This is a genomic window from Gleimia hominis (assembly GCF_002871945.2).
Lineage (GTDB): Bacteria > Actinomycetota > Actinomycetes > Actinomycetales > Actinomycetaceae > Gleimia > Gleimia hominis_A.
The window spans coordinates 979,510-1,005,778 of the sequence record NZ_CP126963.1; the positions used below are offsets into that span (position 1 = coordinate 979,510).

The following is a 26,269-nucleotide window of genomic DNA, read 5'->3' on the forward strand; positions in this document are numbered from 1 at the left end:
GGCGATAATAGAAGCATGACTACAAATAACTCGGATACTGAGATTTCCTTTAAAGAACCGAAGCGTTGGCGAGTGCAGCACGTGGCTGCGGCGAAGGCTGCTGGGCGGAAGCTGACGATGTTAACGTCGTATGATGCCCTCACCGCCCCCATTATGGAAGCCGCTGGGGTGGACATGATTTTGGTGGGTGATTCGTACGGGAACGTGCAGTTGGGGTATGACACCACTGTGAAAGTCACGTTGGATGACATGGTGCGCGCCACCGGTGCGGTCGCCCGGTCTGTGCACCGCCCACTGGTGGTTGCGGACATGCCGTTTGGCACTTACGAGGGTGATAAGTACCGCGGGTTTGAGGCCGCTGCGGAACTTATGCGTGCTGGGGCGGACGCGGTGAAGTTGGAAGGTGGAGTGGAACGCGCCGACGTGATCGAGCAGTTGACCACCAGTGGGATCCCGGTGTGCGCGCACTTAGGGTTCACACCCCAGTCCGTTAACACGCTGGGTGGCCCGCGGATGCAGGGGCGCGGTTTAGGGGCAGAGAAGCTGATAGCCGACGCGGAAGCAGTGCAGGAAGCGGGGGCATTCGCATTGGTTTTAGAGATGGTGCCCGACCGCGCGGCCGCCCGGATTACCCGCACGCTGAGTATTCCGACCATTGGGATAGGTGCAGGGCCAAACACGGATGGGCAAGTGTTAGTTTGGTCTGACATGGCGGGGATGACGGAGTGGACCCCCAGTTTTGTTAAACGCTTCGCACAGCTGGGCGAGCAATTGAAGCAGGCGGCGCAGGCTTACACGCAGGCTGTTAAGGATGGTTCTTTTCCCGCACCCCAGCATTACAAATCGGAGTAGAGTTTGTGGCGGATAGTAACCTAGCTGTAAACATGTAACCGATCTGTAGGATTTCAATAGATTATGTCATTGCTTTCACCGGGAAAGATCTCTGCAAAACGCGCTGTTCCTTCGACAATTGAGCGGCCCGAGTACCTGTTCCACGACGGACCCGAGGTAGTCACCGCTTCCGACGTTAAGGACCCGCAGACGGTGGAGAAGATTCGGCGTGCCGGCGCGATTGCAGCGGGCGCGCTGGAGGCTGCGGGGACGGCGGCAAAACCCGGGGTGACAACCGACGAGCTCGACCGGATTGCACACGAGTACATTATTGCCCAAGGCGCCTACCCCTCGTGTTTGGACTACATGGGGTTTCCCAAATCGATTTGCACCTCTATCAACGAGTGCATTTGCCATGGCATTCCCGACGACAGACCACTGCAAGACGGGGACATTTTGAACATTGATGTCACCGCTTATATAGATGGTGTGCACGGTGACACTTGCGCGATGTTTCCCGTAGGGACGATCTCGGAAGAAGACTCGCTGCTGATTGAACGCACCAAGAACGCTATGATGCGGGGTATAAAAGCCGTGAAACCAGGCCGGGAGATCAACGTGATTGGCCGGGTGATTGAAAAATATGCGCAACGTTTCAACTACGGGGTGGTGCGTGATTTTACCGGCCACGGCGTTGGGGAAGCGTTCCATTCGGGTCTAATTATTCCGCATTACGACTCGCCGTCGTACGACACGGTAATGGAAGAAGGCATGGTGTTCACAATCGAACCAATGCTCACCCTCGGGGGTGTGGATTGGCAGCAGTGGGATGACGGGTGGACGGTAGTGACGGCAGATGGGAGCCGGACCGCCCAGTTTGAACACACGATTGTGGTCACAGAAGATGGTGCAGAAATTTTAACCCTGCCAAACTAGTACATGAAAACCGCCTGGTAGATCACCCTGGTGGATAACAATGTGTATTAGGAGAAAACTTTCGGCTGGTAGACGTCGTTAGTAAGTCTGGTAGACGTCGTTAGTAACTTACGAGTCGTGAAAGGGCCAGTGATGAGCGCAGCGTTTGGGATAGACATTGGAGGCTCGGGGATTAAAGGCGCCCTTGTGGATACAAGCGAGGGCACGCTGATAACCTCGGTGGTAACCGAACCAACTCCGCAGCCCTCCACTCCGCAGAACGTGACGAAGATGTGCGCAGAGCTTCTTACGCGCTGCCAGGTGGGGCCGGATGTGCCTGTGGGCGTTACCCTGCCGGCACCGGTGTCGCACAACCGCGTGCTGTTCATAGCAAATCTTCACCAGTCGTGGGCGGGAACCGACGTGCACGCACTTTACCGCGAGTATTTGGGTACAGAAGCAGTGGGCGTGAATGACGCGGACGCCGCGGGCATTGCCGAAGCGCGTTTTGGCGCCGCGGCAGGTGTGAATGGCACCGTGTTGGTGACAACACTTGGCACGGGGATTGGGAGCGCCCTTATTTTGGATGGGAAACTGTGGCCGAACTCAGAACTCGGACACTTAGAGCTAGATGGCAAAGACGCGGAATCTGTTGCCTCCTCTGCCCAGAAGACGCGCTACAACCTCAGCTACGAAGAATATGCGCAGCGGTTGCAACGCTACTACGCACACGTCGAAATGCTGCTGTGCCCCGACCTCATTGTGGTGGGCGGAGGCATCTCTGCAAATCACGACCAGTTCCTACCGCTCCTGAAGCTGCGTGCCCCTATCGTGCCCGCTAAACTGCGAAACACCGCGGGCATCATTGGAGCGGCAATCCAGGCTGCAGAAGCTACTGAGCGGCACTAAACACACTCGATTTAGCGGGCCCGCAAAAGCAAGAAAGTATAGAAGGTGAGCTGGCTTATAAGCCGGATTCTGTACCGGCCACGATTCCGCGCGGCGAGGCGCTTAGAACCGGGTCGGCGATGGCCATCTATCTCGAACTGCCATTGCTGACAGCCTCTAGCAACCTACCCGCGCGCGTCCAGCGGGCCGCTGCGCGCGCTGCTTGGTTTTGCTCCCAATGGGGTTTACCTAGCCACCTCAGTCACCTGAGGTGCTGGTGATCTCTTACATCACCGTTTCACCCTTACCCAACCCACCATTGTGGGTTGGGCGGTTTACTTTCTGTTGCACTAGCCTCGAGTTGCCCCGAGTGGCCGTTAGCCACCATCGTGCCCTGTGGAGTCCGGACGTTCCTCAGCCTGTTTGCAGGCCGCGGCCATCCAGCCAGCTCACCCGCCCTTGATCTTATACCTACCGAACCCTCAGACGCTATTGTGGAACCATGCTTGTGCTCCTACCACCGTCAGAAACCAAACACCGACCGGAGAGCGGACCGAACTTTGACCTCTCGCGCATCCACCCCATCAGTGAGGACCTGGCGCGCACCCGCGAGGAGATTCTCACCGCCCTGATCGAAACGAGTGCCCGGCCAGAAGCGCTAGAGATCCTCAAGGTCGGTAAATCCCTGGAGGAACAAGTGAGGGCTAACCTCAGTATTGAAACTCGCGCCAGCGCTCCCGCCTGGCAGGTCTACACCGGGGTACTGTACGACGCGGCACAGCTATCGGAAGGTGACTACCAGGGGCCAGCGGGGTCACAGCAAAACGACCAAACCGGGTTGCGCGTTTGCGTGCAAAGTGCGCTGCTTGGGATCGTGGATCTGAATGCGCCCATCACTGATTACCGCCTGTCCATGGACGTGACTCTTCCTGGAGTTGGAGGGCTCGCCACCCGGTGGCGCCCCACTCTCAAACCGGTGATGGATCAGATGGCACACCACGACGTGGTCGTTGACTGCCGATCCGGTGCCTACGCTGCGGCGTGGCCCGGCCTCGATGGGGAGCACGAACTGGTGAAAGTTAAAGCGGTGCGCGTCAAAGACGGACGCCGGCGCGTTGTTTCACACTGGGCCAAGCGGTTCCGCGGGCTCCTCACGGGTGAAATTATCCGAAACCAACCAGAATCGAACTTGGCGGCACTATTCGAAGTGGCCCAAAACCTCGTGGGGAAAGAGGGGATTAAACGCGTCGACCTGGTGGAAGGGACGCGGAATTTCGAACTGGTGATTGAAGCGCAATAGTTCGACGCGCTACTTCCCTACTCGCGCCAGCGTTTAGTCGACCCCCATCGCCATGAGCACGAGCAACGCAATGTTCAACCCCACAATCACCACTGCGATCAGAGAGGACACTACCTGCAGGGCGCGCCCGTCCGCGTTTTTGCCCATTAGGTCGCGGTTACGGGTGTAAATCGTGAGGGGAATAATCGCCATTGGAATACCGAACGAAAGCACCGCTTGGGACACCACAAGCGCCCACGTTGGTTCAACTCCCGACCACAGGATCGCCAAAGCGGGAATCAAGGTGATCAGCCGGCGCCACACCAGGGGCACGTCGATGTGGAGGAGGCCCTTCATGATTTCACTCCCCGCGTACGCTCCCACTGAAGTTGAAGCTAAGCCAGAGGCCAGTAGCCCAATGCCGAAGATGGTTGCGATAACGGGCCCTAAGTGCGCGGCGATTGCCCCGTAGGCACCTTCGATCGTGTCGGTGCCCGATACTCCTCCGAGGGCAGATGCGGCCAGCAAAAGCAGGGCAATGTTCACGAACCCAGCAACCACCAATGCCCACGTCACATCAAACTTGGAGGCGCGCAGTAACCGTTCGGTGGAGTGCTTACTGCCCTGGTGGCGGTGGATCACTAAGGATGAATGCAGGTAGATAGCGTGGGGCATCACGGTTGCGCCCAGCATTGAGGCAGCCACCAGCACCGTGTCGGTACCGGCGAAACGGGGCACCAAACCAGATAGGATACCGGACGCAGACGGCGGTGCCACAAACAACCCACCCACGAATCCAATGGTGATGATCACGAGCAACGCAATCACTATGCGTTCAAAAACGTGTTGCCGGCCCTTCCCCTGCGTTACCAACAGCACCATGGAAACGATGCCAACAATCACGCCCCCGGTGAACAAGGGTAGGCCGAACAGTAAGTTTAGGGCGATGGCCCCGCCCACTACCTCCGCTAAATCTGTTGCGGCCGCAACGATTTCTGCTTGCCCCCAAAACCCCAGTCGGACGGGTTTAGGAAGGCGGTCTCCGAGCAGTTGCGGTAAAGATTTACCCGTAACTAACCCCAGCTTGGCACTTTGGTATTGCACTACAACCGCCATCGCGTTTGCCAGCACAAGAACCCACACGAGGAGGTAGCTGTAGCGGGCGCCCGCGGTAATATTTGCAGCGACATTCCCAGGATCCACGTAGGCTACAGCCGCGACAAATGCTGGGCCGAGCAAAGTGATCACGCGGCCGCGGGAGTGTTCTTTAGTTTTCATATCATTCCGTTTTTACGACAATGCATTCAAGTTCTTCGCTCAGGAACACTTCGTCTGCGGGGAGCATGTTGATTTCGTGCCATTCCATTTCGGATAGCTGCACCGTCATACCGACAATGCTGCGTCCCTTCGCTTCCATAACGCCGATCCCACCTGTGCGGGAGCGGCAGTACTCGTATTCTTCGCTTAACTCATCGTCGAGTGCACCGGCAAGTTTGGTGCGCAGCTGCGTTTTCTCTTCCAGCTCCGCTTCCACGTCGGACATGGCGGTGCCCAGTTCTTCCCGTGCCTTCGCCTGGTCGGCCCCCACCTGGTTCATTTGATCTTCGAGCTTGGTAACGGCCTCGTGTGCGCGTTCGCGTTTTTCCATTACTTGGATAACCGTGGTTTCCAGTTCTCCCCGCCGTTTCGCCATCTGATTCAGCTCGTGCTGCATGGCCATCAGGTCTTTTGACGTGCCTTTCCCAGCGTCTAGGCGCTCCTGCATGATGTCTTGACGGGCTTCGAGCCGTTCGAGGTCGTGTTCCACCTGTTTAACATCCCGGTCTACATCTTTTTCTTTTGACCTGGCCCCAATGAGAGCGCGTTCCAGATCGTCTCGCCGCGCCCCAAGTTCGTCCAGCGTGGCTACTACAGGGTGTTTTTTGCGGATCGTTTTTAGTTGCGCGATCCGCCGGTCTGCTGCCTGTAGGTCTAAAAGGATTCGTTGTTGCTCCGGTGATGCTTTCATTTTTGGCCTCCCACCAGTGGTACGTTCGTGCGGTTATGAAGTTTTCCTTGAGGGCACCCTCACCTCAAGTTTAATGGTGTCTTATTGCCTATCCCAAAGTTTTCTTGTGTTCCTGCCACGGTTCAGTACAGGTTCGGGATACGTCCACTTGCACGCCGGGGAGCGCGGCTTGCAGGTCATCTTGCAGATTGGGGAGCCACAACCATTCGGTTGCCCAGTGGGATCCACTGATGAGGGCCGGCCCCCCTTCACTCAGGTGCTCCGATGCCGGGTGGTGGCGCAGATCTGCGGTTACGTACACGTCTGCCCCTAGTTCGCGGACCTTTTGCAAGAACGAGTCACCCGCCCCACCAGAGACCGCTACGCGTTTGACGGGCATGCTGCCGTCCGCCCCATAGGGCGCTCCAACGTAGATTCCATGCGGCCCGGCTGGGAGGGCCCGCGCCACCCGCGCTGCGAACTCCCCCAGTGTCGTTTCTTCGTCTAGATCCGCGTACCGTCCTAGGCCAACTAGCTGGGTTGTTTTTTTGGATTCTTGCGGTTCAAACGGTGTGCCTTCGAAACCAAGCGCATGTGCAAGTGACCACGCGACTCCGCGGGCGGCTGCATCTGCGTTCGTGTGCGCATTCATGAGGGACACGTTCGCACGGATGAGTTCGTGCACAATACGCCCTTTGTAATCGGTGCAAGACACGCTGTTAGTACCGCGCAGGTACAGGGGGTGGTGCGTAATGAGCATGTCGTAGTTACCTTCAACCGCTTGTTCAACAGTTTGAGGTACCGGGTCGACCGCCAGCAGAATTGACTCCACTGTCTGGTCTGGTTCCCCGACGATAAGTCCGTTTGAATCCCACGACTCCTGAAGGGCCGCGGGATACATCCGTTCCATCTGTGCCATCACATCGCGTACACGCATTTGCCTCATGTTACAAAGCTAGCAGATCATAGTTTAGAACTCATAAGTTCTAGAGTTGCGAGTTTTTATTTCAGTCTACTGATATTACCCGTTCAGCAACCACTTGGGCTCGTTGCCATCGTTCAGCAACCACTTGGACTTGTATCTATCGTTTAGCAACCGCTCGGGCTTTATCCATCGTTTAGCAACCGCTCGGGCTTTATCCATCGTTTAGCAACTGCACGGAGCTTTCCCCTCAAGCACAATTAAGGAAAGAAACATGAACACGTTCACAAGGAACTCGCACAAGTGGGCGCGCGGAAAACATGAAAGGTAAGAAAAGTGTGCCACACAGCGGAAATGAGCATGCGAGCTGGTGATTGATTTAATAGGTCAATCAGGTTGGTTTCATGCGATAATAGGAGGCGTCAGATCCTACAAAAGGAGAGGTTATGAAACGCGAAGACAGCCCAGAACTTGGCCATGCCCACAAAGAGCATGACGAAGAAAACCCAATGCGCGGTGTTTCTGACCCGCAAACCCCATATCCTCCGAAGATGCATCACGAGCATGCGGAAGAGGATGAGCAGAAGTAAGTTGCATTAGTTTTTTGAAGCCGAACCTAACCTTTTTGTTAAAGGTTCGCGGTTGCTTCAAAACTGCGAATACCCAGGAGGTCCGCGAGGACCTCCTTACTTTATGCCCGCCAACTCCACTCCACTTCGTGACTCTAACCACTTTCCCCCTGAAACTCATTAATCAATTGGGTTTTTTAAGCCGAATCAGGGTAAGCTCTATTTCGTTGCGAAGATTGCTGGTTACACCAACGCACGCAGGGCCTATAGCTCAGTTGGCTAGAGCGCCACGTTTACACCGTGGATGTCGGGGGTTCAAGTCCCTCTGGGCCCACCATTACCACTCAACGCCAGACACAATGCTTTACATGTTTTGTCCCCAAAACTTCTATATTTTGGCTAGTATTCCAAGGTTTTCTCATGTTTTCTGCGGTGCTATTCAGTTGCCGTTTTGGATGAGATGACGGACAGAGGGAAGTCTTTAGCGGTGTTAGCGGAAGCCTGATCCCGCTTTGCTACCGCACGGAGCCTGCCACATTCCCAGTGGATCCGCTATCTATTGACAAGCCTGTACGGGGTGTCTGAATTAACATAACAACATTTAAACAGCTTTTATGCTGCGTAAGTGTTGTTGCCCTCGCTACGCGTATTCAAACTCGTTGCGGAACAGAAGCGGTAAGTACTCCGCTGACAATGAGACACATTGGGAGGGAATCACGAAGACCGTTGTTTCAACAATTACTGCTGTGAGCACTGCCGCCGTTATGGCTCTCGGTACGTCAACAGCAGCATTCTTATCTGCATCGGCCATCTGGTGTGCTACGCATTGGGCTGAGTAAGGGATTCAAATGAAGGCTGTAATCAAGGGCATCGCAGTCTCACTGCTTTGCCTAGCGATAGTCGCTATTGGCGCACCATTGTTCAACACGACCCTCGTTGATCTTTTGAGAGAACACAAGGGGTGGGTATTAACCATTTTGGTTGTGTTACCGCTTGTGTACGTGATTAGCACAGCAGCTATAAAGAAGGAGCTGAATGCTCGTCCTCACAAGGATTAACAGCTGGATCGTGAGAAAACTTCTCCGACTAGATACCTTGTTTCTGCTTTAGCGAGACACTCAGGTGTCTAAAGAATCGAACGAATTCTCCTAGTTGAAATTGCTGCTTCAGTAAATATGACGCTCTGACGCCATGAGTCCCACTATGGGGGGTATCTCTTTCCTTAGAGTTAGCACCCAATACGTCACCGGCACTTGAGCTGGCAAAGGGGAAGCCCACCGCGTAGACGAACGCGGCCTTCCAGCCTAGGAGCGTCGCATTAGTGTCGCAACACTCAGCCAGATGGGCCGCGCACGTTCGGATTTGATTTTTGTGGCGCCGTTTAGCTTGACACCTATTCAGCTTGATGCCCTATTTAGCTTTAGGTTCCGCTTTAATCCCCACTCTTAGAAGGTGCGGATTACGATTTCACTTCGCCGCTGCCGTTAGCCGCATACCAGTCCATTGAGGCGCCACCACCTCAGCGGACGTGGCATGCAAACCTGCGATACGCGCAGCCTCTGCCACATCATTAGGGGACACGTGCTGCGCATCCGTGGGCTTTGGGGTCAACACCCACACGAGCCCCCCGTTGTCTAAATCGGAAATGCAGTCGAGCAGTACGTCCGCCAAGTCTTCCTCCTGAGCGTCATCAGCGCGCCACCATATGATGACTCCGTCGACAACATTGCCGTACTCACCATCAACGAGCGCCTCACCCGTAACCTGCTCAATATGACGACGCAAAGGGTCGTCCACGTCCTCATCCCAATAAAACTCTTGAACTACCTGGCCATCTTTAAAACCAAGGCTATCCACAGTGGGAACAATGCCTTCCTGGATTGCGTTTGAACTCACGTCCCATAGTTTACCCATAAAACAGCGAAAACCAACGCATTCTTGCGGTGTGACACAATCGAGACATATCTCGCGTGACTAAGGTCCTTCATCGTAATGAAATTTCGTGCAAAAACGACGATGATAGAAGGTATGAGAGCGCGCACGCATAGCAGCGTGCGGTAACAACAAAGAAAAGAGGACTTGTGGCTACATATCCTGAACGTCCGATTATCAACGGGGTACTCCGGCAGGTACCAGACAACGATCCGGAGGAAACCGCGGAGTGGTTAGAATCCCTCAGCGGCCTGATCGACGAAAAAGGTGGTCCGAGGGCACGTTACATCCTGCTCCACATGCTTCACGAAGCCCGGCGCCGCGACGTGCGCCTACCGATGGAGCTGACGACACCGTACGTGAACACCATCCCCGTACAAGAAGAACCGTACTTCCCGGGCGATGAAAAGACGGAACGTCAATACCGCCGGTGGATGCGTTGGAACGCTGCGGTTCAAGTAACCCGGGCACAACGCCCCGGCGTGCAAGTAGGTGGCCACATTTCCTCCTACGCATCAGTCGCCACCCTGTACGAAGTGGGATTCAACCACTTCTTCCGAGGCAAAAACCACCCCGGTGGGGGCGACCACGTGTTCTTCCAAGGCCACTCCTCCCCCGGCGTTTACGCCCGTGCTTTCCTCGAAGGTCGGCTCAGTGAAGAAGAAATGGATGGCTTCCGCCAGCAAGTCTCCGCCAAACACGGCCTCCCCTCATACCCGCACCCACGTCAACTCCCAGACTTCTGGGAGTACCCGACGGTATCCATGGGGCTCGGACCTGCGGAAGCGATCTACCAGGCGTGGTTCGACAAGTACTTAGACTTACGCGGCCTCAAAGACACCTCCCAGCAACACACGTGGGCGTTCCTTGGGGACGGGGAAATGGACGAACCAGAATCCCGAGGCATGCTCCAACTCGCCGCACAGCAGGGCCTGGACAACCTCACTTTCGTCGTCAACTGCAACCTGCAGCGCCTCGACGGCCCCGTACGTGGTAACGGGAAGATCATCCAAGAGCTCGAAGCGTTCTTCCGCGGTGCCGGCTGGAACGTAATCAAGGTCGTGTGGGGCCGCGGTTGGGACCAGCTACTCGCTGCGGATAAAGACCAAGCGCTGGTAAACATCATGAACGAAACCGTGGACGGTGACTACCAGACGTTCAAAGCCAACGATGGCGCATACGTGCGCGAACACTTCTTCGGCCGGGACCCACGTACCAAAGCAATGGTGGAAAACTGGTCTGACGAAGACATCTGGGCGCTCGGACGCGGTGGCCACGACTACCGCAAGGTCTACGCCGCATACAAGGCAGCGGTTGAACACACCGGCCAACCCACCGTCATTCTGGCGCACACCATTAAGGGCTACATCCTGGGTAAGCACTTCGCAGGCCGTAACGCCACGCACCAGATGAAGAAACTCACGCTCGAAGACCTGAAGGGCCTGCGCGACCGACTTCGCATCCCTATCACAGACGAGCAGCTTGAAGCAGATCCGTACATGCCGCCGTACTACAAGCCAGATGACGACGATCCAGCTCTGCAGTACATGCAGGAACGCCGCCGGATCCTAGGGGGCTACCTACCGAGCCGCCACCAGGAAGACCCGGCGCTCCCCATGCCAGCCGACAAACCGTTCCGCGCCCTCGCAAAAGGCTCGGGCCACCAGGAAGTCGCGACCACCATGGCACTGGTGCGGTTGTTCAAGGACCTCATTAAAGACAAGAACATCGGTAAACACATCGTGCCGATCATTCCCGATGAGGCACGCACCTTCGGGCTCGACGCCGTGTTCCCAACCGCGAAAATTTTCAACACGTACGGCATGAACTACACGGCGGTGGATGCCGACATGATGCTGTCGTACAAGGAATCCGAGAAAGGCCAGTTGCTGCACACCGGCATTAACGAAGCCGGCTCCACCGCAGCAATGCAAGTGGTGGGTACGTCTTACGCTACCCACAACCTGCCGATGATTCCGTTTTACATTTTCTACTCCATGTTCGGATTCCAACGCACCGGCGACCAGTTCTGGGCCGCTGGAGACCAACTGTCGCGCGGCTTCATAATTGGCGCCACCGCGGGACGCACCACCCTCACGGGTGAAGGTTTGCAGCACATGGACGGTAACTCCCCGATTCTTGCGGCAACAAACCACGCGGTTGTCTCGTACGACCCGGCGTACGCATACGAAATCCGCCACATTGTGTACGACGGGATCGAACGCATGTATGGGCCGAACGAGAAAAACCGGGACCGCAACGTCATGTACTACCTCACGGTTTACAACGAGCCCATGCACCAACCCGCGGAACCGGAAGACGTGGATGTAGACGGCATTATCCGCGGCCTGTACCGACTGGATGATCCAGAGGGAGATGGACCGACCGTTAAACTCTTAGCATCCGGCGTGGGTGTGCCATGGATCCGCGAGGCACGGAAATTGCTGCGCGAAGACTGGGGTGTAGCTGCCGCAACGTACTCGGTTACCTCATGGAACGAGTTACGTCGCGACGGGATGGACGCTGATCAGCACAACTACCTGCACCCCGAGGACGAAATGAAAGTACCGTACGTGAGCGAGAAACTCGCCGAATTAGACGGCCCCACCGTGGCGACGTCGGACTTCGACCACCTGGTCCCCGACCAGATTCGCAAGTGGGTACCCGGCGAATACTACACGCTCGGTGCAGACGGTTTCGGTTTCTCTGACACCCGGCCCGCAGCCCGCCGCCACTACTACATCGACGCGGAATCAGTGGTAGTTCGCGCCCTCCAAGGCCTTGCGGATGAAGGAAGCATTGACCGGTCCGTGGTTGCGCAGGCGATCGAGAAATACGACCTCACGAACGTGAACGCCGGTTCCTCCGGCTCAGCCGGTGGTGATGCCTAAGCACTAGCCATACCGTTGTAACTGACTGGGCGGCGAGCTGACGCAGTCAGTTACAACGCGGCACACTAAGAGGGGATCCACTTGGATCCCCTCTTAAACATTCAGTGCCCAACTACGTGCGGCACTGCAAGATCGACGGCAAGTATGCAGGCGAGTTAGCGGAATAACTCGCACAGCTGGGCGAACGTGCGGGCACTGTCCACATTCGAATCGGCCACAGACCGACCCAGATCGTCTTCCACAGCTGCTACCACCGCGTATAGGCCAATCGTGTCTAAGTCGAAGTCTTCTTTCAGCCGCGCGCTTGGAGTATACGATTCGGCGGGCAATGCGGATTCGTTCAGCAGCGCCCCAGTGATCACCTCTAGCGTGTGGTCATCTACCCCACCGGGATTGTCCGAACCCAGCGTGCGTCCTTGCGCGGACTTCTTTTCTCCCGATTCCTCGCCACGAGGCGTGTTTTTGTCACCGTTCAAAGACGCCAGTTTTCCCTGTTCCTCAGGCAAATCAATTCCAAGCATCTGAGCAATCGAAACACCACTCATCACTCACGCCCCCTATTTGACTCAAACATTACCGCCCACGAAGCTTTATCCGACCCGGTGCAGCCAACGCACAGGCACACCTGCGCCCGCATACCGGAACGGTTCCAACTCATCATCCCACGCCTGCCCCAACGCCAAGTTCAGACGCTCACGCAACGAAGCTAAATCACTGGAAGACTCCATCGCAGCCCGGACCCTGTCTTCGGGAACCATCATGTTTCCCGACGTGTCCATCGGGGCGTGAAAAATCCCAAGGTCCGGCGTATGACACCAACGCGCACCATCGGATCCACGCACCGGTTCCTCCGTGATCTCGTAACGCAAATGCTCCCACCCGCGCAGTGCGGATGCCAGCCGGGCCCCCGTTCCAACTGGGCCTACCCAAGAATACTCGGTGCGCACCATACCGGGCGCCGCCGGCTGGTCAGTCCACTCCAGGTTCACAGCCTGGTCGAGCACACCGGAGACATTCCACTCCAAGTGTGGACACAGCGCCGGCGGGGTTGAATGCACAAAAAGTACACCGCGCGTAAAACTCCCGGTCATGTCGTTGCCTCCTTCAAGTTGACCAGATCGTCTTCCCCTACGTCCAGCCCTAAGAGACACCCACACGCCTCAGCGGTGTAACAAACTATTAAATTCTGAAACTACACTTCCTAGCTGGCAGCTAGACTGATCCAACCGTACTCGCCTGGTCTGCCAGCTAAACAACTGTAGCCGTCACCCTCATTTTGCCCCACTTTCGCGTGTTACACAAGAGCGCAACATGCCTTATGAAGAACGGTGACACGTCGTACTTGGATGCTGCAGGTACAACGGTGCTCACGCACCAAAAGGCAGCAAGTGCAACGATGCCCGCGTGCCAAAAGGCAGCAAGTGCAACGATGCCCGCGTGCCAAAAGGCAGCAAGTGCAACTATGGCCGCATGTCTAAAGACTGCAAGCACAGTGGTAACAGCGCGGGAGCTTCATGCGCGCGAAGGTAAATCACCCCATAATCTCGCGCACTTGCTTCATGGCCTTACGTCGCATTGCCCGATCCAAGCGATCTAAGTAGAGCATGCCATCGAGGTGATCGCATTCATGTTGAATACAGCGCCCCATGAGCTCTTCACCCTCAACGACCTTCTTCTTCCCATCCAAGTCAATGCCCTCGGCCCGGGCATACCAAGCCCGCTTCGTAGGAAACCACAGGTTAGGAACCGACAAGCAACCCTCGTCGCCATCTTGATACTCATCCTCAGACAACTCCACAATGCGGGGGTTAAGGATGTAATCCACCTCGCCGTCAATATTCCACGAGAATGCGCGCAGACCAACCCCAATCTGGTTCGCCGCCAACCCCGCACGACCTTCTTCATCGACGTTCTCTAACAGATCGTCAACTAGGTGCTTAACTGCCTCATCAATCTTTGTAATAGGCTCACACGGAGTGCGCAGCACCGGGTCCCCAATAACTCGGATATCACGAACCGTCATTCGTTTGCCTCCAAATTCGCTTCCAATTGCGCCTTAATAACCTGGGCTGCATCCGCCACAGGGATCTCACGTGCAGACTTGCCACGCCGATCACGTAGCTCCACCACACCCTGCTTCAAACCGCGCCCAACCACGAGCACGTAAGGCATCCCCATCAATTCCGAATCCGCGAACTTTACGCCCGCAGACACCTTCTTCCGGTCGTCATACAACACGTCGAATCCAGCCTTGGACACGGCCGCAGAAATATCCGCTGCAGTCGAGAAAATCTCCTCCCCCTTACCCGCAGCGACTACCTGCAAGTGGAACGGTGCCACCACCATGGGCCAAGACAACCCCTTCTCATCGTGGTAAAACTCCGCAAGCGCTGCCAGCACGCGAGACACCCCAATGCCATACGACCCCATGGTCACAACCTGGGACTTCCCGTTCTGATCCAACACCTTCAAATCCAATGCCTGCGCGTACTTGCGGCCCAGTTGGAAAATATGCCCAATCTCAATCCCCCGCGCCAACTGCAACGGACCGGAACCATCCGGCGACGGATCCCCCTGCCGGATCTGCGCGGCCTCTACCGTGCCATCGGCAGTGAAATCCCGGCCCATCACGAGGTTATACACGTGCTTACCGACCGCGTTACCACCCGCAATCCACGCGGTACCATCAACCACCCGCGGGTCGACCAGGAACCGAACTGACCCCGAAGGGTTACCATCCGCATCCACAGTCCGCCCCTCATAGTTTGGGCCACACGCCTGCGGGCCCAAGAACCCCGGTACCAACTCCGGATGCTGCGCCAAGTCCTCAGCAGTTGCCATCTCCACTTCCGCCGGTGCGAACGAAGCTTCTACACGTTTCATATCCACCTCGCGGTCACCGGGAATCCCCAAGTTAACTACTTCCCGCTCCCCACCTGGGTGAACGAGGGTGAGCACCACGGACTTCAACGTGTCCTTCGCTTCCCACGGCCGATCCTCCCGTGGATAAAGCTCATTCGACACCCGCACCAAATCTTCAATCGTCCCCGCATCCGGCGTATCCCGCACATCCGCTGCCGGCACGTGCGACGCATCCACCGGATCAGGCGCGGGAGTCACCACTGCCTCCGCGTTCGCCGCGTAACCCGAAGGGGCACGCACAAACGTGTCCTCACCAATCTCACAGGGATGCAAAAACTCCTCCGAACGCGAACCCCCCATCGCGCCCGACATGGCTGCACAAATCACATACGGCAACCCCAACCGATCAAAGATCCGCTGATACGCCGCCCGCTGTGAATCGTAAGACGCGTCCAACCCCTCATCGTCAATATCGAAACTGTACGCATCCTTCATGACGAACTCCCGGCCGCGAATAACCCCTGCCCGCGGCCGCGCCTCATCGCGATACTTCGTCTGAATCTGATACAAAACCGTTGGCAAGTCCTTATACGACGAATACAAGTCCTTCACCAGGAGCGTGAACATCTCCTCGTGAGTCGGTGCCAACAAGTAGTCGCCCCCACGCCGGTCCTTAAGTTTAAACAGCGTCGGACCGTATTCGTCCCAACGATCCGTCTTCTGATACGGCTCCGCAGGCAGCAACGCGGGGAACAGCACCTCCTGAGCCCCGGCCGCGTCCATCTCCTCACGCACCACGCGTTCGACATTACGCAACACCTTCAACCCCAGGGGCAACCAACTGTAAATCCCCGGAGCAGTCCGGCGGATATAACCCGCCCGGACCATCAACTTATGGCTAGCAACTTCCGCGTCAGCCGGGTCCTCCCGAAGGGTTCGGACAAAGTAATCAGACATGTTTTTCAGCACATCTAAAAGACTACGTCAAAGCCGCCTGAGGACGAAACCAAGTCTTAAATACTAGCCCGGTTGAGGGCGTAAAAACCAAATGAATGCTATGCCAAGACGTCTACGTGACCGGAGCCTTCCTCAAGCCCCATTTCTTTTGCCAGCCGGTGCGCATGCTCCAAAAGGGTTGGGACGATCTCTTCCTCCGGCACCGACGCCACCGTCTTGCCCTTAATGAAAATCCGGCCCTTCCCGTTACCAGAAGCCACGCCCAGGTCAGCCTCACGCGCTTCCCCAGGTCCGTTCACCACGCACCCCATAACCGCTACCCGCAGTGGAACAGTCAGCTCCTTGAGGCCTTCCGTGACTTCGTTTGCCAAAGCATAAACATCCACCTGCGCGCGCCCACACGACGGGCACGACACAATCTCTAACGTGCGTTCACGCAAACCCATCGACTGGAGGATCTCAATTCCCACCTTCACTTCCTCCACCGGAGGGGCCGACAAAGACACGCGGATCGTGTCACCAATCCCCTGGCGCAGCAGCGCACCAAACGCCGTTGCAGACTTGATTGTCCCCTGGAACTGCGGGCCCGCTTCCGTCACCCCCAGGTGAAGGGGCCAATCACCGTTTTCCGCCAATATCTCATACGCGCGGATCATTACCACGGGATCATGGTGCTTCACTGAAATCTTGAAGTCGTGAAAGTCGTATTGCTCAAAAAGCGATGCTTCCCACATCGCGGACTCCGCAAGTGCTTCCGGCGTTGCCTTCCCGTACTTTTCCATAATCCGCCGGTCGAGCGACCCGGCATTCACCCCGATGCGCAGCGACGTCCCATGGTCGCGAGCACACTTGGTGATGTCTTCAATCTGATCGTCGAACTTGCGGATGTTCCCCGGGTTCACACGCACCCCCGCGCAACCACCTTCAATGGCTTTAAACACGTAGCGGGGTTGGAAGTGGATATCAGCAATCACGGGGATCGTGGATTGCTTCGCGATGATCGGCAGCGCCTCCGCGTCATCTGCTGAAGGGCACGCTACCCGCACAATGTCACAGCCAGCAGCAGTCAACTCGGCGATCTGCTGCAAGGTTGCCCCGATGTCAGTGGTCTTTGTTGTGGTCATAGACTGAACGGATATCGGGGATCCACCGCCCACCGGCACATCCCCCACGTGGATCAAGCGGGTTTTCTTGCGCGGAAACGGTGGTTCTTTTACCTCGGGCATTCCTAGATTCACTGCAGTCACGCTGTCATTATCCTCTGTTAGTTCGTAAAAATCGACTCATGGTGGGCCATTGCGCATTCCCTACCCCGCCGACGTTGCTAGTAATCTGATTCGATGCCCCAACTAGTCCGCGCTAGACCCGCACGTATGCTTGCGCGAGGGCCGCAGATTACCCAAGTTAACGCAGCAGGTGAATCGGGTTAATAATATCGGCTGCTATCAGCACTAGCGTCATCACCGCGAATACCAGCACCATAGTGTAGGTCAGGGGCATGAGGCGCGCCGTATCTGCCGGCCCCGGATCTGGTTTACGGCGCATCCGGTTGTAGGTCCGCCGCGCACCTTCCCACAGGGCACCCGCCACGTGCCCGCCGTCTAGCGGGGGTAGTGGGATCAAGTTGAACACGAACAGCGCCATGTTCAGTGATCCCCACAAGGACAGCAGCACACCGGCGCGGTCCCACACCGTAACCTGCGGATTCGTGTCGGCAGAAACCTCCCCGGCTAAACGCCCCACCCCCACGACGGACAACACCGAGTTCGGGTCGCGCGGCCGGTCTTGGAATAGCCCGACCGTAGTGTCCCACACGGCTTTCGGCAAGCGCAGAACAACCGATGCGGTAGCCGTGAACGTGTGCCACGACGCGTCCGCCACGTCCACCACGCTAGCGCGCCGGCGTTCAAAGCCGGCCACTATCCCGGCTTTAGCCTGTCCGTTCACAGCCTTGGGTGCGACCGTGTAACTTTTAGTCTTGCCCTCGCGTTGCACCTGCACCGGGACTGCGCGTGAACCGGACGCCGTGATCTGCTCCACCAGCTGCGGCCACGTATCCACCCGGTGCCCGTCCCAAGCCACCACCGTGTCGCCCGCACGCAAACCAGCCTCATACGCCGGACTTTTCGGCGCACCCTGCTCGCACTGGCCCAAACACTGCGGAACCTGCGCAAGTTTCGTCACCGGCTGCTGCACACCGATGCCCATCATCACGATCGCGATCAGCACAATCGACATGACGAGATTCACCGTTGGGCCACCTAGCATCACCACCAGCTTTTTAGGCACCGACAGGTTATAAAACGCTTGCGGCTCCCGCCCAGCTGGCAGTTCCTCCGCCGACGCTTCCCGCGCTTCCTGTGCGAGCGTGGGTCTGCCATCGGCTTTGTGTGTACGCACGCCCTCACGGGCAGGAGCGAACATACCCGCCAACCGCACATATCCACCCAAAAGAATGGCTTTCACCCCGTATTCCGTATCCCCGCGTTTCTTAGACCACAGGGTGGGGCCAAAACCTACCATGTACTGAGGGACGTATACCCCGAATTTCTTAGCGGGCAGCAGGTGCCCTAACTCGTGTAGCGCCACCGAAAGAATCAACGCCACAATCGCCAACACAATGCCTAACAGGTAACCCATGACGCTCCTTCGGTGGAATCGAAACAAACCTCCCGACGATTATTCGCCCTCACGGCTTTGTGTTCAAGTTCAACGGTTGCGGCTGTACGTTTGACCGTTACGCGTTCAGGTTCGACAAGTGCCGCGTTCAAGTTTGACAGTGCCGCGTTCAAGTTCACTGATCCGCAATGAGGTTCCGGGCCCGCTCCACAGCCCAGTGTTGCACCTGCACAATCTGCTCGAAGGTTGGCCCATCAACACCGGTGTGTTCGTCAAGCACGCGCGCAACCGTGTCCACGATGTCCAGGTACGGTAAGTTTCCAGCTAGGAACGCGTCCACGCACACTTCGTTCGCTGCGTTCAGCACCGCCGCGTGCGTGTCAGATGCCGCCACCGCACTGCGCGCCAAGTTCATCGCCGGGAAAGTCTGATTATCCACAGGTTCGAATGTCCACGACGTCGGTTCATCCCACGTGCAGGGGGCTTCCACGTCTGCCCACCGCTGTGGCGCCGACAGGGCCAGCGCAATCGGCAACTTCATGTCCGGTGGTGATGCCTGCGCGATCGTCGCCCCATCTTTAAACGTCACCATTGAATGCACAATCGACTGCGGGTGCACAACCGCGTCAATCTTTTCCGCTGAAACGTCAAACAACACCGACGCTTCAATCAGTTCCAAGCCTTTATTCATGAGGGTAGAGGAGTTGATCGTCACCACCGGCCCCATGCTCCACGTGGGGTGCGCCAGCGCCTGCTTTGCGGTTACGTCCGTCAGTTCCGCCCGGGTGCGTCCTCGGAACGGCCCTCCGGAGGCGGTGAGCACGAGCCGTGCGACCTCACTGCTGCCCGTAACCACGGGGGAAGTGAGCCCTTTTTCGTGCTTACCGGCCGATAGGCATTGGGCGATCGCACTGTGTTCCGAATCGACGGGGGTGACCTGCCCGGGCCGGGTCATCGCCGCGCGCACGAGCGGCGCGCCCACCACTAAAGATTCTTTGTTCGCGAGCGCCAGTTGAGCTCCACTGCGCAATGCCGCAAGCGTGGGTTCAAGACCGATCCCACCGGTGATACCGTTCAGCACCACACCTTCGGGACCCAGCATGCTCGCGGCCTGGGTCACCGCGGCTTCCCCCACGCCTACGCGCACACGCTCCCCCACCAGGTCTTGCAGTTCCCGCGCATCCCCCTTCGCCACCGCCACGAACTCCGGTTCGTACTGCTTCACCTGCCGCGCGAGCAGCTTGAAGTTGTTTCCACCCGCCGCGAGGGCGCGCACGCGCATGCGACCCGGGTGAGAAGCAAGTACCTCAAGCGCCTGCGTCCCAATCGAACCCGTAGACCCCAAAATAACGACGTCGCGCATCGTTCACTCCACCGCCAGCAGAATCTCAATCACCCGCGAAAGATACGCGTCGACTGGGCCTTCCTTGTACGCTTCCGCACCTTTCGCAACTTTGAACGTGAGGTGACGAACCTCCTCGGCGGTAAGCGTGTCTTCGTCGTCAAAGAACCGGCCCAGGCGATCCAGAAAATCATCCACCTGCAAACTGTCGTACCCCTGCTTACCTTTCGCGGGGTGCGCAAACCTCTCCCCCACGGGACGAACCAAACGCGGGTACAGAGTCGTTGCCCGGTCCGCAACGTGGTTCAGCCATGCCTGTTCCCCGTTCACCGCCACGTGATCCGCCCTGTCACGGGTTACGAACGCGCCTTCCATGCGGTCTAGCGCCGCATCCACTGCAGCTGGGTCGTACCCACCGCGACGCATCGGGAACGCGGCATTGCGCACGTGTTCAGACGTGAAATCCGACAGTTGACGGTTCTGCTCATAGGCTTCGCGAGCTTTTTCGAAGAAGCTATTTACCGCATCTTGGTCGTATCCCTTTTGGAAGAACTTCGTTGATGGGAAGAAGTCAGTCATGCGTTTTTTCCTCTTCTTTCGCGACTTTAGTTGCGAGTTGACCACACGCGCCGTCAATATCTGATCCACGTGTATCACGAATTGTTGTGGAAATCCCTGCGCCGCGCAGCACGCTCACGAATTCCTCTTGCGCCGCCCTGGTGGAGGCAGTCCATATGGATCCCGGCGTTGGGTTCAGCGGAATAGGGTTCACGTGCACCCAACCGTGTCCGCGGGCGTTGAGTTGATCCGCCAGCAGCTGCGCGCGCCACGGGTGGTCGTTCATGTCCTTAATTAGCGCGTATTCAATCGACACGCGCCGGCCCGTTGTAACGAAATATTCCCGAGCAGCGTCCAGCAGTTCCCCCACTTTCCAACGGGAGTTTATTGGGATGAGGGGGTCTCTAAGCTCATCATCCGGTGCGTGTAAGGACACGGCTAAGGTCACCGGGTACCCCAGTGCAGCTAGTTTCTTTATGCCGGGGACAAGCCCAACAGTTGAGACCGTGATGTTCCGAGCCGAGAGGCCGAAGCCGTTCGGTGGCTCTTCAATCAGCCCTTTCAGCACGTTTTTGAGGGCACCGAAGTTCGCTAGCGGCTCGCCCATACCCATGAACACCACGTTCGTTAACCGGGTTGCCCCACCCGCCAGATCGCCGCGTTCACACGCTTTGGCCGCTAACCGCACCTGTTCGAGGATTTCCGCGGCCGACAGGTTACGCGTAAGGCCCATCTGCCCCGTAGCGCAAAACGGGCAGCCCATTCCACACCCTGCTTGCGAGGAGATACACAGCGTGGTGCGTTTAGGGTAACGCATGAGCACCGACTCCACGCGGGCACCGTCGAACAGTGACCACAGGTGTTTCAACGTGTAGCCAGCATCAGCTTTTTGCGTTGTCACGTGTTCCACTAACTGCGGCAGAAAACCTTCGCGCAATGGCGCGCGCAGCTGCTGGGGAATATCCGACATGAGCTCCGGGTTCGCTTCAAAATGCGTGAAGTACTGCCGGGACAGCTGGTCGGCCCGGAACCCGGGGATTCCCATTTCTTTGAGAGCCTGCTTGCGTGCCTCCATCGTCAGGTCCGCCATGTGCGCCGGTGCTTTCCCCCGGCGTTTGGGACGCATCGACACGCGGGCCCGCGCATCTTTAGAGCGCGCCCCCTCAGGCAACTGGTCGGTAGGCATCACTTGCCGCGCATTCCGCGACTGCCGGGAGCGAACGGGCTGATGCAACGCGGGTCTTTGCGGGCTCATAGCATAACCTCCATCAAAACGTAGAACACGGGGGCCACCATTAATAGGGAATCGAGCCGGTCCATCACCCCACCGTGGCCAGGAAGTAGGTTCGACATGTCCTTCAGCCCCAGGTCACGTTTGATTAGTGATTCCGTTAAGTCTCCAATGGTGGCCGCGATTGTGGTTAACACGGCCGCAACCGGCCCCCACCACCAGCCGACACCGAGCCACGCGAACCCGATTGCCCCCACAATCATGGACAGGCCAATGGAACCGGCGAAACCTTCCCAAGATTTCTTTGGTGACACAGTGGGCGCCATCGGATGCTTGCCCATCAGCACGCCCGCAGCCCATCCGCCCAGGTCATTAGCGACCGTAAGGAGGACGAACACGATCACCGCGCGCGCCCCCAGCGGCATGTCGCGAACCAGAACTGCGCACGCCCCCAGCAGGGGCACGTACGCGAGCGCGAAACCGCTGGCAAGAATCTCACTGAGCAGTGTGGATCCCTCAACGTGATCGAGCAGCCGCCACACGACACACGCCAGCAGCGTCATGCACAGCGCCGCGAGTGTCGCCCCCAACCCGAGGTACCGGGCGCAAACCAGCATGCCGAGCCCGCCAACCCACAGGGGGATGAGGGGAATACGCACATCCTTGCGGGCGAAAGCACCCGCTAGTTCCCACAGTGCGACCACGACAAGCAGGCACACGAGCGCCATGAACGTGTGCGCGGAAACGAGGATGGCAGCCAGTGCCACCGCCCCCAAGGTTACGCCCACTCCGATGGCGGCAGGCAGGTTCCGCCCGGCCCGCCCAGACGCGGGAAGTGGCTCCTTATTCTGCGTTGGAGGCGGGTTAATTATCGTTGAAAGATTCAAAGTAATACGTCCGCCTCTAGACGGTCATCAGATCCTTTTCTTTAGCTTCAAGTTCCGCATCGATCTGGTCAACGTACTTCTTCGTGAGTGTTTCCAGATCTTTTTCTGCCCGGTCTACTTCGTCTTCCCCGGCCTCACCGTCTTTTTTGATGCGGTCGAGTTCTTCTTTTGCTTTCCGCCGATCGTTCCGAACTGAGATGCGGCCTTCTTCAGCTCGTGACCGCGCCTGTTTCACGTATTCTTTCCGGCGTTCTTCCGTGAGGGCCGGGAGGTTACAGCGGATCACGTTGCCGTCGTCGGTGGGGTTAACCCCCAGGTCTGCATCGCGGATTGCGGCGATGATTTCTTGTACCGCGTTGCGGTCGTAGGGGGAAATAAGCACCATTCGCGCCTCGGGAATCTGGATAGACGCGAGCTGTTGCAGGGGCGTTGGGGCACCGTAGTAGTCAACCATGATTGAGTTGAACATGTCTGGGTTTGCCCGCCCGGTTCGAATATTACCGAACTCACGCTTTGTTGCGGACACGGCCTTTTCCATACCGTCTTCCGCACTCAACAAGACATCTTTGATCATTTTGTGTGTCCTTCCGTTACACCGTTTGTTACCAGGGTACCTATCTTCTCACCCAACAGCGCTGCCGTGACATTCCCCGGTTCCGACATGCCAAATACGCGCATGGTTAAGTTGTTGTCTTTACACAGTGCGAATGCGGTTGCGTCCACTACCTTGAGGCCCTGCGCGAGTGCTTGCGAATACGTTAGCGTGTCGAGTTTTTCCGCATCGGGGTTCACTTTCGGATCAGCGGTGTACACGCCATCGACCCCCTTTTTACCAACCAGCAGTTCGCTGCACCGCGTTTCTAACGCCCGCTGGGCCGCCACGGTATCTGTGGAGAAGTACGGTAGGCCAGCGCCCGCTCCGAATACGACTACGCGGCCTTTTTCGAGGTGGCGGATAGCCCGCAGTGGAATGTAAGGTTCCGCTACTTGCCGCATCGAGATCGCGGATTGCACGCGCGTGGTAACGCCTGCTTGCTCCAGGAAGTCTTGGAGCGCGAGCGCGTTCATTACTGTGCCGAGCATCCCCATGTAGTCCGCGCGGGAGCGGTCTAAACCGTGTTTAGATAGTTGCGCGCCTCGGAAGAAGTTTCCACCCCCAACGACGACCGCTACCTGCACCCCCTGTTTAACTGCGGTGGCTATTTGTGTGGCCACCGAGCGCACGACGTTCGGATCTAGGCCGATTTTGCCTCCACCAAACACTTCGCCCGATAGTTTCATTAGCACGCGCCGTGGCGCAGCAGCATCGTGTGGCATGCCGTTCCCCTCCTGCAACGGGATAACTTAAGTACGAGATTCCTTCACCATGTTACCTGCCCGCTTCCGTTCGCGGACACAACCGTGGCCTTGCCTTGAATAATCAGGGCAAGGCCACAGTGGTTTATTTAGTTTCAGGCACTTACGTGCCCTGGTAGGTGCACCAGGTAGCTACCTCAGGCACCCACCTGGACGCGCTAGGCTCCAAGCTGGAAGCATTACGTCCCAACCTGGACTCGTTAAGCTCCCACCTGGACGCGTTACGTCCCAACCTGGGCTCGTTATGCTCCCACCTGGACGCGGGCGAATCCGGTTACGTCACCGCCGACCTCTTTGAGCACCTGGCCCACAGTCTTCGACGGATCCTTAGCGAAGTCTTGGTCGACCAAGCAGTTCTCTTTGTAGAACGCGTTCAGGCGGCCCTCGACAATTTTCGGCACGATTTTCTCTGGTTTGCCTTCACCCAGCGTAATCTTCGTGAGGGTTTCCCGCTCGTGCTCCACCACGTCGGCGGGTACCGTGTCCTCAGAAATGTAGTCGGGTGAGAACGCTGCGATGTGCATCGCGATGTCGCGTGCCACGCCCTCTCCGGCCTGGTTGGTGGCAACGAGAACCGCCACTTGCGCCGGCAGGTCCGCGGACGTCTGGTGCAAGTACAGGGACATGGCTTCGCCTTCCAGGCGCACCACGTTCCGCACCTCCACCTTTTCCCCCACTACGGCACCCATGTTTTTCACCAGGTCCGAAACTTTCTCGTCCCCAGAGGGTGCTTCGAGGGCCTCTTCAACGTTAGTTGCGTTCGCAGCAACCGCGGCTTCGAGGACCTTGTTTGCGAAGTCAACGAACTTATCGGTCTTGGCAACGAAGTCCGTTTCGGAGTTAACCTCAACGACCACGCCAACTTTGCCGTCAACGATCTTCCCGGCCACGAGCCCGGCGGAAGCGGTGCGGCCTTCGCGTTTAGACAGTGACTTCAGGCCCGACAGGCGGATGATTTCCAGTGCTTTCTCTTTGTCCCCATCAGCCTCAGAGAGGGCATTCTTAACGTCCATCATGCCGGCGCCTGTCTGCTCACGCAGGGCTTTAACGTCGGCAGCTGTAAAGTTTGCCATGTTTCTTCCTTCAGTAAGAGTAGTTGGTTGAACTTACTTTTCTTCTGCTTTTGACTCGTCTTTGGAGTCAGCTTTTTGCACAGTCTCAGCGTCCGCTGCTTCTGCTTTCGGCTGCTCGGCTTTATCTGCCTTAGGTTCGGCAGCTGCTTCGTCTGCCTTGGGTTCACTGTCGGCCTTTTCAGCGGACTTGGCTGACGCATCTTTACCAGGGGTCTCGCCCTCCAGCAGTTCGCGTTCCCACTCCGCCATCGGCTCAGCCTGTGCCTCACCATCTTTCTTCTGACGACGCTGTGAACGTTCCAACAGGCCCGCTGCAACCGCATCAGCAACTACGCGGGTCAGTACGGAGACGGCACCGATTGCGTCATCGTTACCGGGAATGCCGTATTCAACATCATCCGGATCGCAGTTGGTGTCGAGGATAGCAATCACTGGGATCCCCAGTTTCTTCGCCTCCGCGATCGCGAGGTGCTCTTTGTTCGTGTCCACTACCCACAGTGCGGACGGGAGTTTCGCCATGTCCCGAATCCCACCCAGGGAGCGTTCGAGCTTCTCTTTCTCGCGACGCATCATGAGTAGTTCCTTCTTGGTGCGACCCGAAGAAGCGACGTCGTCAAAGTCGATCTCTTCCAGTTCTTTCATGCGCTGCACGCGCTTAGCTACGGTCTGGAAGTTAGTGAGCATACCGCCGAGCCAACGGTGGTTCACGTACGGCATGCCAACGCGTTGAGCCTGCTCCTCAACGCTTTCTTGCGCCTGCTTCTTGGTACCGATGAACAGGATATTGCCGTTGTGCGCAACCGTTTCTTTAACGTATTCGAATGCGCGGTCAATATCCGCGATGGTTTGCTGCAGGTCAATGATGTAGATGCCGTTGCGTTCCGTGAGGATGAAACGCTTCATCTTCGGGTTCCAACGACGGGTCTGGTGACCAAAGTGGACGCCGCTTTCGAGAAGCTGACGCATGGTAACAACTGCCATGGTTGTTCCTTCCGGTGCGAGTGCACCAATCGGCCGCATAATGCGGGTAATTTCAGTTCCTTTATAGCCCTTGAGGGCCCCTAGCGTTCTGACCGTACGCACCCAACCTAACGGTTAGGACTGTGGCGTCCGCGTCCCACTTCACGAGCCGCCTACTTAGCTGACGCACCAGTGTGGTCCGCCCTAGTA

General features: G+C 57.3%; 25 protein-coding genes, 1 tRNA gene and 1 other RNA gene. 7 read left to right on the forward strand and 20 right to left on the reverse strand.

Features of this window, described 5'->3' with window-relative positions:
- Positions 1-15 precede the first annotated feature (15 nt).
- From panB to ppgK, 3 genes are all read left to right on the forward strand, one after another.
- The gene (panB, locus tag CJ187_RS04395; RefSeq protein WP_102217265.1) at positions 16-852 is read left to right on the forward strand and encodes a 3-methyl-2-oxobutanoate hydroxymethyltransferase; all 837 of its coding nucleotides are present in this window, start codon (positions 16-18) and stop codon (positions 850-852) included.
- Positions 853-915: 63 nt separating this feature from the next.
- Positions 916-1,767 carry a type I methionyl aminopeptidase gene (gene map, locus CJ187_RS04400; RefSeq protein ID WP_102217264.1) on the forward strand — a complete coding sequence of 284 codons (852 nt, stop codon included), beginning with the start codon at positions 916-918 and terminating at the stop codon, positions 1,765-1,767.
- 132 nt (positions 1,768-1,899) lie between these two features.
- Positions 1,900-2,655: a polyphosphate--glucose phosphotransferase gene (gene ppgK, locus CJ187_RS04405; RefSeq protein ID WP_102217263.1), complete on the forward strand. Its 756-nt coding sequence runs from the start codon at positions 1,900-1,902 to the stop codon at positions 2,653-2,655.
- Between the two features lie 42 nt (positions 2,656-2,697).
- On the opposite strand, the gene rnpB is transcribed toward ppgK, so the two are convergent.
- Positions 2,698-3,086: RNase P RNA component class A (rnpB, locus tag CJ187_RS04410), an RNA gene on the reverse strand.
- 50 nt (positions 3,087-3,136) lie between these two features.
- Between rnpB and CJ187_RS04415 the strand changes: the two genes are divergently transcribed.
- Positions 3,137-3,934 (forward strand): YaaA family protein, encoded by a 798-nt coding sequence (locus tag CJ187_RS04415; RefSeq protein ID WP_102217262.1) that lies wholly within the window; start codon positions 3,137-3,139, stop codon positions 3,932-3,934.
- 33 nt (positions 3,935-3,967) lie between these two features.
- On the opposite strand, the gene CJ187_RS04420 is transcribed toward CJ187_RS04415, so the two are convergent.
- From CJ187_RS04420 to CJ187_RS04430, 3 genes are all read right to left on the reverse strand, one after another.
- Complete coding sequence (locus tag CJ187_RS04420) at positions 3,968-5,191, reverse strand: Nramp family divalent metal transporter (RefSeq protein ID WP_102217261.1); 1,224 nt, start codon at positions 5,189-5,191, stop codon at positions 3,968-3,970.
- A gap of 1 nt (position 5,192) precedes the next feature.
- Complete coding sequence (locus tag CJ187_RS04425; RefSeq protein ID WP_102217260.1) at positions 5,193-5,921, reverse strand: zinc ribbon domain-containing protein; 729 nt, start codon at positions 5,919-5,921, stop codon at positions 5,193-5,195.
- 88 nt (positions 5,922-6,009) lie between these two features.
- Entirely contained in the window at positions 6,010-6,837 is an 828-nt protein-coding gene (locus CJ187_RS04430; protein ID WP_284668025.1) for a Nif3-like dinuclear metal center hexameric protein, read from the reverse strand.
- Positions 6,838-7,268: 431 nt separating this feature from the next.
- Between CJ187_RS04430 and CJ187_RS04435 the strand changes: the two genes are divergently transcribed.
- Both CJ187_RS04435 and CJ187_RS04440 read left to right on the forward strand, forming a co-directional pair.
- Positions 7,269-7,412 (forward strand): hypothetical protein, encoded by a 144-nt coding sequence (locus CJ187_RS04435; RefSeq protein WP_158237771.1) that lies wholly within the window; start codon positions 7,269-7,271, stop codon positions 7,410-7,412.
- A 239-nt stretch (positions 7,413-7,651) separates the two neighbouring features.
- A tRNA-Val gene (locus CJ187_RS04440) sits at positions 7,652-7,728 on the forward strand.
- A 303-nt stretch (positions 7,729-8,031) separates the two neighbouring features.
- Here CJ187_RS04440 and CJ187_RS04445 read toward each other — a convergent pair.
- Both CJ187_RS04445 and CJ187_RS04450 read right to left on the reverse strand, forming a co-directional pair.
- Positions 8,032-8,202 (reverse strand): hypothetical protein, encoded by a 171-nt coding sequence (locus tag CJ187_RS04445; protein WP_158237770.1) that lies wholly within the window; start codon positions 8,200-8,202, stop codon positions 8,032-8,034.
- Between the two features lie 656 nt (positions 8,203-8,858).
- On the reverse strand, positions 8,859-9,287 hold the full coding sequence (locus CJ187_RS04450) for a DUF3052 domain-containing protein (RefSeq protein ID WP_233187421.1): 429 nt from the start codon (positions 9,285-9,287) through the stop codon (positions 8,859-8,861).
- Positions 9,288-9,472: 185 nt separating this feature from the next.
- Here CJ187_RS04450 and aceE point away from each other — a divergent pair, with 185 nt between their 5' ends.
- Positions 9,473-12,214: a pyruvate dehydrogenase (acetyl-transferring), homodimeric type gene (gene aceE, locus CJ187_RS04455; protein WP_102217256.1), complete on the forward strand. Its 2,742-nt coding sequence runs from the start codon at positions 9,473-9,475 to the stop codon at positions 12,212-12,214.
- A gap of 155 nt (positions 12,215-12,369) precedes the next feature.
- Here aceE and CJ187_RS04460 read toward each other — a convergent pair whose 3' ends face one another.
- The 14 genes from CJ187_RS04460 to rpsB all read right to left on the reverse strand — a co-directional run bounded on the left by CJ187_RS04460 (position 12,370) and on the right by rpsB (position 26,080).
- A complete protein-coding gene (locus CJ187_RS04460; RefSeq protein ID WP_102217255.1) occupies positions 12,370-12,759 on the reverse strand; it encodes a hypothetical protein in 390 nt (129 codons plus the stop codon).
- 45 nt (positions 12,760-12,804) lie between these two features.
- Positions 12,805-13,305 carry a DUF3145 domain-containing protein gene (locus CJ187_RS04465; RefSeq protein ID WP_102217254.1) on the reverse strand — a complete coding sequence of 167 codons (501 nt, stop codon included), beginning with the start codon at positions 13,303-13,305 and terminating at the stop codon, positions 12,805-12,807.
- A 440-nt stretch (positions 13,306-13,745) separates the two neighbouring features.
- A complete protein-coding gene (gene def / locus CJ187_RS04470; RefSeq protein WP_102217253.1) occupies positions 13,746-14,237 on the reverse strand; it encodes a peptide deformylase in 492 nt (163 codons plus the stop codon).
- Positions 14,234-16,045, reverse strand: a complete 1,812-nt coding sequence (locus tag CJ187_RS04475; RefSeq protein WP_102217252.1) for a proline--tRNA ligase — start codon at positions 16,043-16,045, stop codon at positions 14,234-14,236. Before CJ187_RS04475 ends, def begins: the two co-directional genes overlap by 4 nt.
- Before the next feature lie 86 nt (positions 16,046-16,131).
- Positions 16,132-17,259 (reverse strand): flavodoxin-dependent (E)-4-hydroxy-3-methylbut-2-enyl-diphosphate synthase, encoded by a 1,128-nt coding sequence (gene ispG, locus CJ187_RS04480; RefSeq protein ID WP_199171140.1) that lies wholly within the window; start codon positions 17,257-17,259, stop codon positions 16,132-16,134.
- A 178-nt stretch (positions 17,260-17,437) separates the two neighbouring features.
- Positions 17,438-18,673, reverse strand: coding sequence for a M50 family metallopeptidase (locus tag CJ187_RS04485; RefSeq protein ID WP_102217250.1), 1,236 nt, complete (start codon positions 18,671-18,673; stop codon positions 17,438-17,440).
- A 154-nt stretch (positions 18,674-18,827) separates the two neighbouring features.
- Positions 18,828-20,015, reverse strand: a complete 1,188-nt coding sequence (dxr, locus tag CJ187_RS04490; RefSeq protein WP_102217249.1) for a 1-deoxy-D-xylulose-5-phosphate reductoisomerase — start codon at positions 20,013-20,015, stop codon at positions 18,828-18,830.
- A gap of 3 nt (positions 20,016-20,018) precedes the next feature.
- Complete coding sequence (locus CJ187_RS04495; protein ID WP_102217248.1) at positions 20,019-20,573, reverse strand: DivIVA domain-containing protein; 555 nt, start codon at positions 20,571-20,573, stop codon at positions 20,019-20,021.
- Positions 20,566-21,807: a 23S rRNA (adenine(2503)-C(2))-methyltransferase RlmN gene (gene rlmN / locus CJ187_RS04500; RefSeq protein ID WP_102217247.1), complete on the reverse strand. Its 1,242-nt coding sequence runs from the start codon at positions 21,805-21,807 to the stop codon at positions 20,566-20,568. Before rlmN ends, CJ187_RS04495 begins: the two co-directional genes overlap by 8 nt.
- A complete protein-coding gene (locus CJ187_RS04505; RefSeq protein WP_102217246.1) occupies positions 21,804-22,670 on the reverse strand; it encodes a phosphatidate cytidylyltransferase in 867 nt (288 codons plus the stop codon). The genes rlmN and CJ187_RS04505 overlap by 4 nt, the downstream gene beginning before the upstream one ends.
- A 16-nt stretch (positions 22,671-22,686) precedes the next feature.
- Positions 22,687-23,244 carry a ribosome recycling factor gene (frr, locus tag CJ187_RS04510; RefSeq protein WP_102217245.1) on the reverse strand — a complete coding sequence of 186 codons (558 nt, stop codon included), beginning with the start codon at positions 23,242-23,244 and terminating at the stop codon, positions 22,687-22,689.
- Positions 23,241-23,987, reverse strand: a complete 747-nt coding sequence (pyrH, locus tag CJ187_RS04515) for a UMP kinase (RefSeq protein ID WP_102217244.1) — start codon at positions 23,985-23,987, stop codon at positions 23,241-23,243. The genes frr and pyrH overlap by 4 nt, the downstream gene beginning before the upstream one ends.
- Positions 23,988-24,268: 281 nt before the next feature.
- On the reverse strand, positions 24,269-25,099 hold the full coding sequence (tsf, locus tag CJ187_RS04520) for a translation elongation factor Ts (RefSeq protein WP_102217243.1): 831 nt from the start codon (positions 25,097-25,099) through the stop codon (positions 24,269-24,271).
- Positions 25,100-25,132: 33 nt separating this feature from the next.
- The gene (gene rpsB, locus CJ187_RS04525) at positions 25,133-26,080 is read right to left on the reverse strand and encodes a 30S ribosomal protein S2 (RefSeq protein WP_102217277.1); all 948 of its coding nucleotides are present in this window, start codon (positions 26,078-26,080) and stop codon (positions 25,133-25,135) included.
- Positions 26,081-26,269: the final 189 nt, after the last annotated feature.

What these genes read in the sequence shown, in the direction of transcription:
- rpsB (WP_102217277.1), bottom strand. Translation starts at nt 26,080, where the DNA reads ATGGCAGTTGTTACCATGCGTCAGCTTCTCGAAAGCGGCGTCCACTTT.
- CJ187_RS04415 (WP_102217262.1), top strand. Translation starts at nt 3,137, where the DNA reads ATGCTTGTGCTCCTACCACCGTCAGAAACCAAACACCGACCGGAGAGC.
- def (WP_102217253.1), bottom strand. Translation starts at nt 14,237, where the DNA reads ATGACGGTTCGTGATATCCGAGTTATTGGGGACCCGGTGCTGCGCACT.
- frr (WP_102217245.1), bottom strand. Translation starts at nt 23,244, where the DNA reads ATGATCAAAGATGTCTTGTTGAGTGCGGAAGACGGTATGGAAAAGGCC.
- CJ187_RS04465 (WP_102217254.1), bottom strand. Translation starts at nt 13,305, where the DNA reads ATGACCGGGAGTTTTACGCGCGGTGTACTTTTTGTGCATTCAACCCCG.
- ppgK (WP_102217263.1), top strand. Translation starts at nt 1,900, where the DNA reads ATGAGCGCAGCGTTTGGGATAGACATTGGAGGCTCGGGGATTAAAGGC.
- tsf (WP_102217243.1), bottom strand. Translation starts at nt 25,099, where the DNA reads ATGGCAAACTTTACAGCTGCCGACGTTAAAGCCCTGCGTGAGCAGACA.
- map (WP_102217264.1), top strand. Translation starts at nt 916, where the DNA reads ATGTCATTGCTTTCACCGGGAAAGATCTCTGCAAAACGCGCTGTTCCT.
- CJ187_RS04445 (WP_158237770.1), bottom strand. Translation starts at nt 8,202, where the DNA reads ATGGCCGATGCAGATAAGAATGCTGCTGTTGACGTACCGAGAGCCATA.
- rlmN (WP_102217247.1), bottom strand. Translation starts at nt 21,807, where the DNA reads ATGAGCCCGCAAAGACCCGCGTTGCATCAGCCCGTTCGCTCCCGGCAG.
- CJ187_RS04460 (WP_102217255.1), bottom strand. Translation starts at nt 12,759, where the DNA reads ATGAGTGGTGTTTCGATTGCTCAGATGCTTGGAATTGATTTGCCTGAG.
- ispG (WP_199171140.1), bottom strand. Translation starts at nt 17,259, where the DNA reads ATGCCCGAGGTAAAAGAACCACCGTTTCCGCGCAAGAAAACCCGCTTG.
- CJ187_RS04430 (WP_284668025.1), bottom strand. Translation starts at nt 6,837, where the DNA reads ATGCGTGTACGCGATGTGATGGCACAGATGGAACGGATGTATCCCGCG.
- pyrH (WP_102217244.1), bottom strand. Translation starts at nt 23,987, where the DNA reads ATGCCACACGATGCTGCTGCGCCACGGCGCGTGCTAATGAAACTATCG.
- CJ187_RS04495 (WP_102217248.1), bottom strand. Translation starts at nt 20,573, where the DNA reads ATGACTGACTTCTTCCCATCAACGAAGTTCTTCCAAAAGGGATACGAC.
- CJ187_RS04425 (WP_102217260.1), bottom strand. Translation starts at nt 5,921, where the DNA reads ATGAAAGCATCACCGGAGCAACAACGAATCCTTTTAGACCTACAGGCA.
- CJ187_RS04420 (WP_102217261.1), bottom strand. Translation starts at nt 5,191, where the DNA reads ATGAAAACTAAAGAACACTCCCGCGGCCGCGTGATCACTTTGCTCGGC.
- panB (WP_102217265.1), top strand. Translation starts at nt 16, where the DNA reads ATGACTACAAATAACTCGGATACTGAGATTTCCTTTAAAGAACCGAAG.
- CJ187_RS04485 (WP_102217250.1), bottom strand. Translation starts at nt 18,673, where the DNA reads ATGGGTTACCTGTTAGGCATTGTGTTGGCGATTGTGGCGTTGATTCTT.
- CJ187_RS04435 (WP_158237771.1), top strand. Translation starts at nt 7,269, where the DNA reads ATGAAACGCGAAGACAGCCCAGAACTTGGCCATGCCCACAAAGAGCAT.
- dxr (WP_102217249.1), bottom strand. Translation starts at nt 20,015, where the DNA reads ATGCGCGACGTCGTTATTTTGGGGTCTACGGGTTCGATTGGGACGCAG.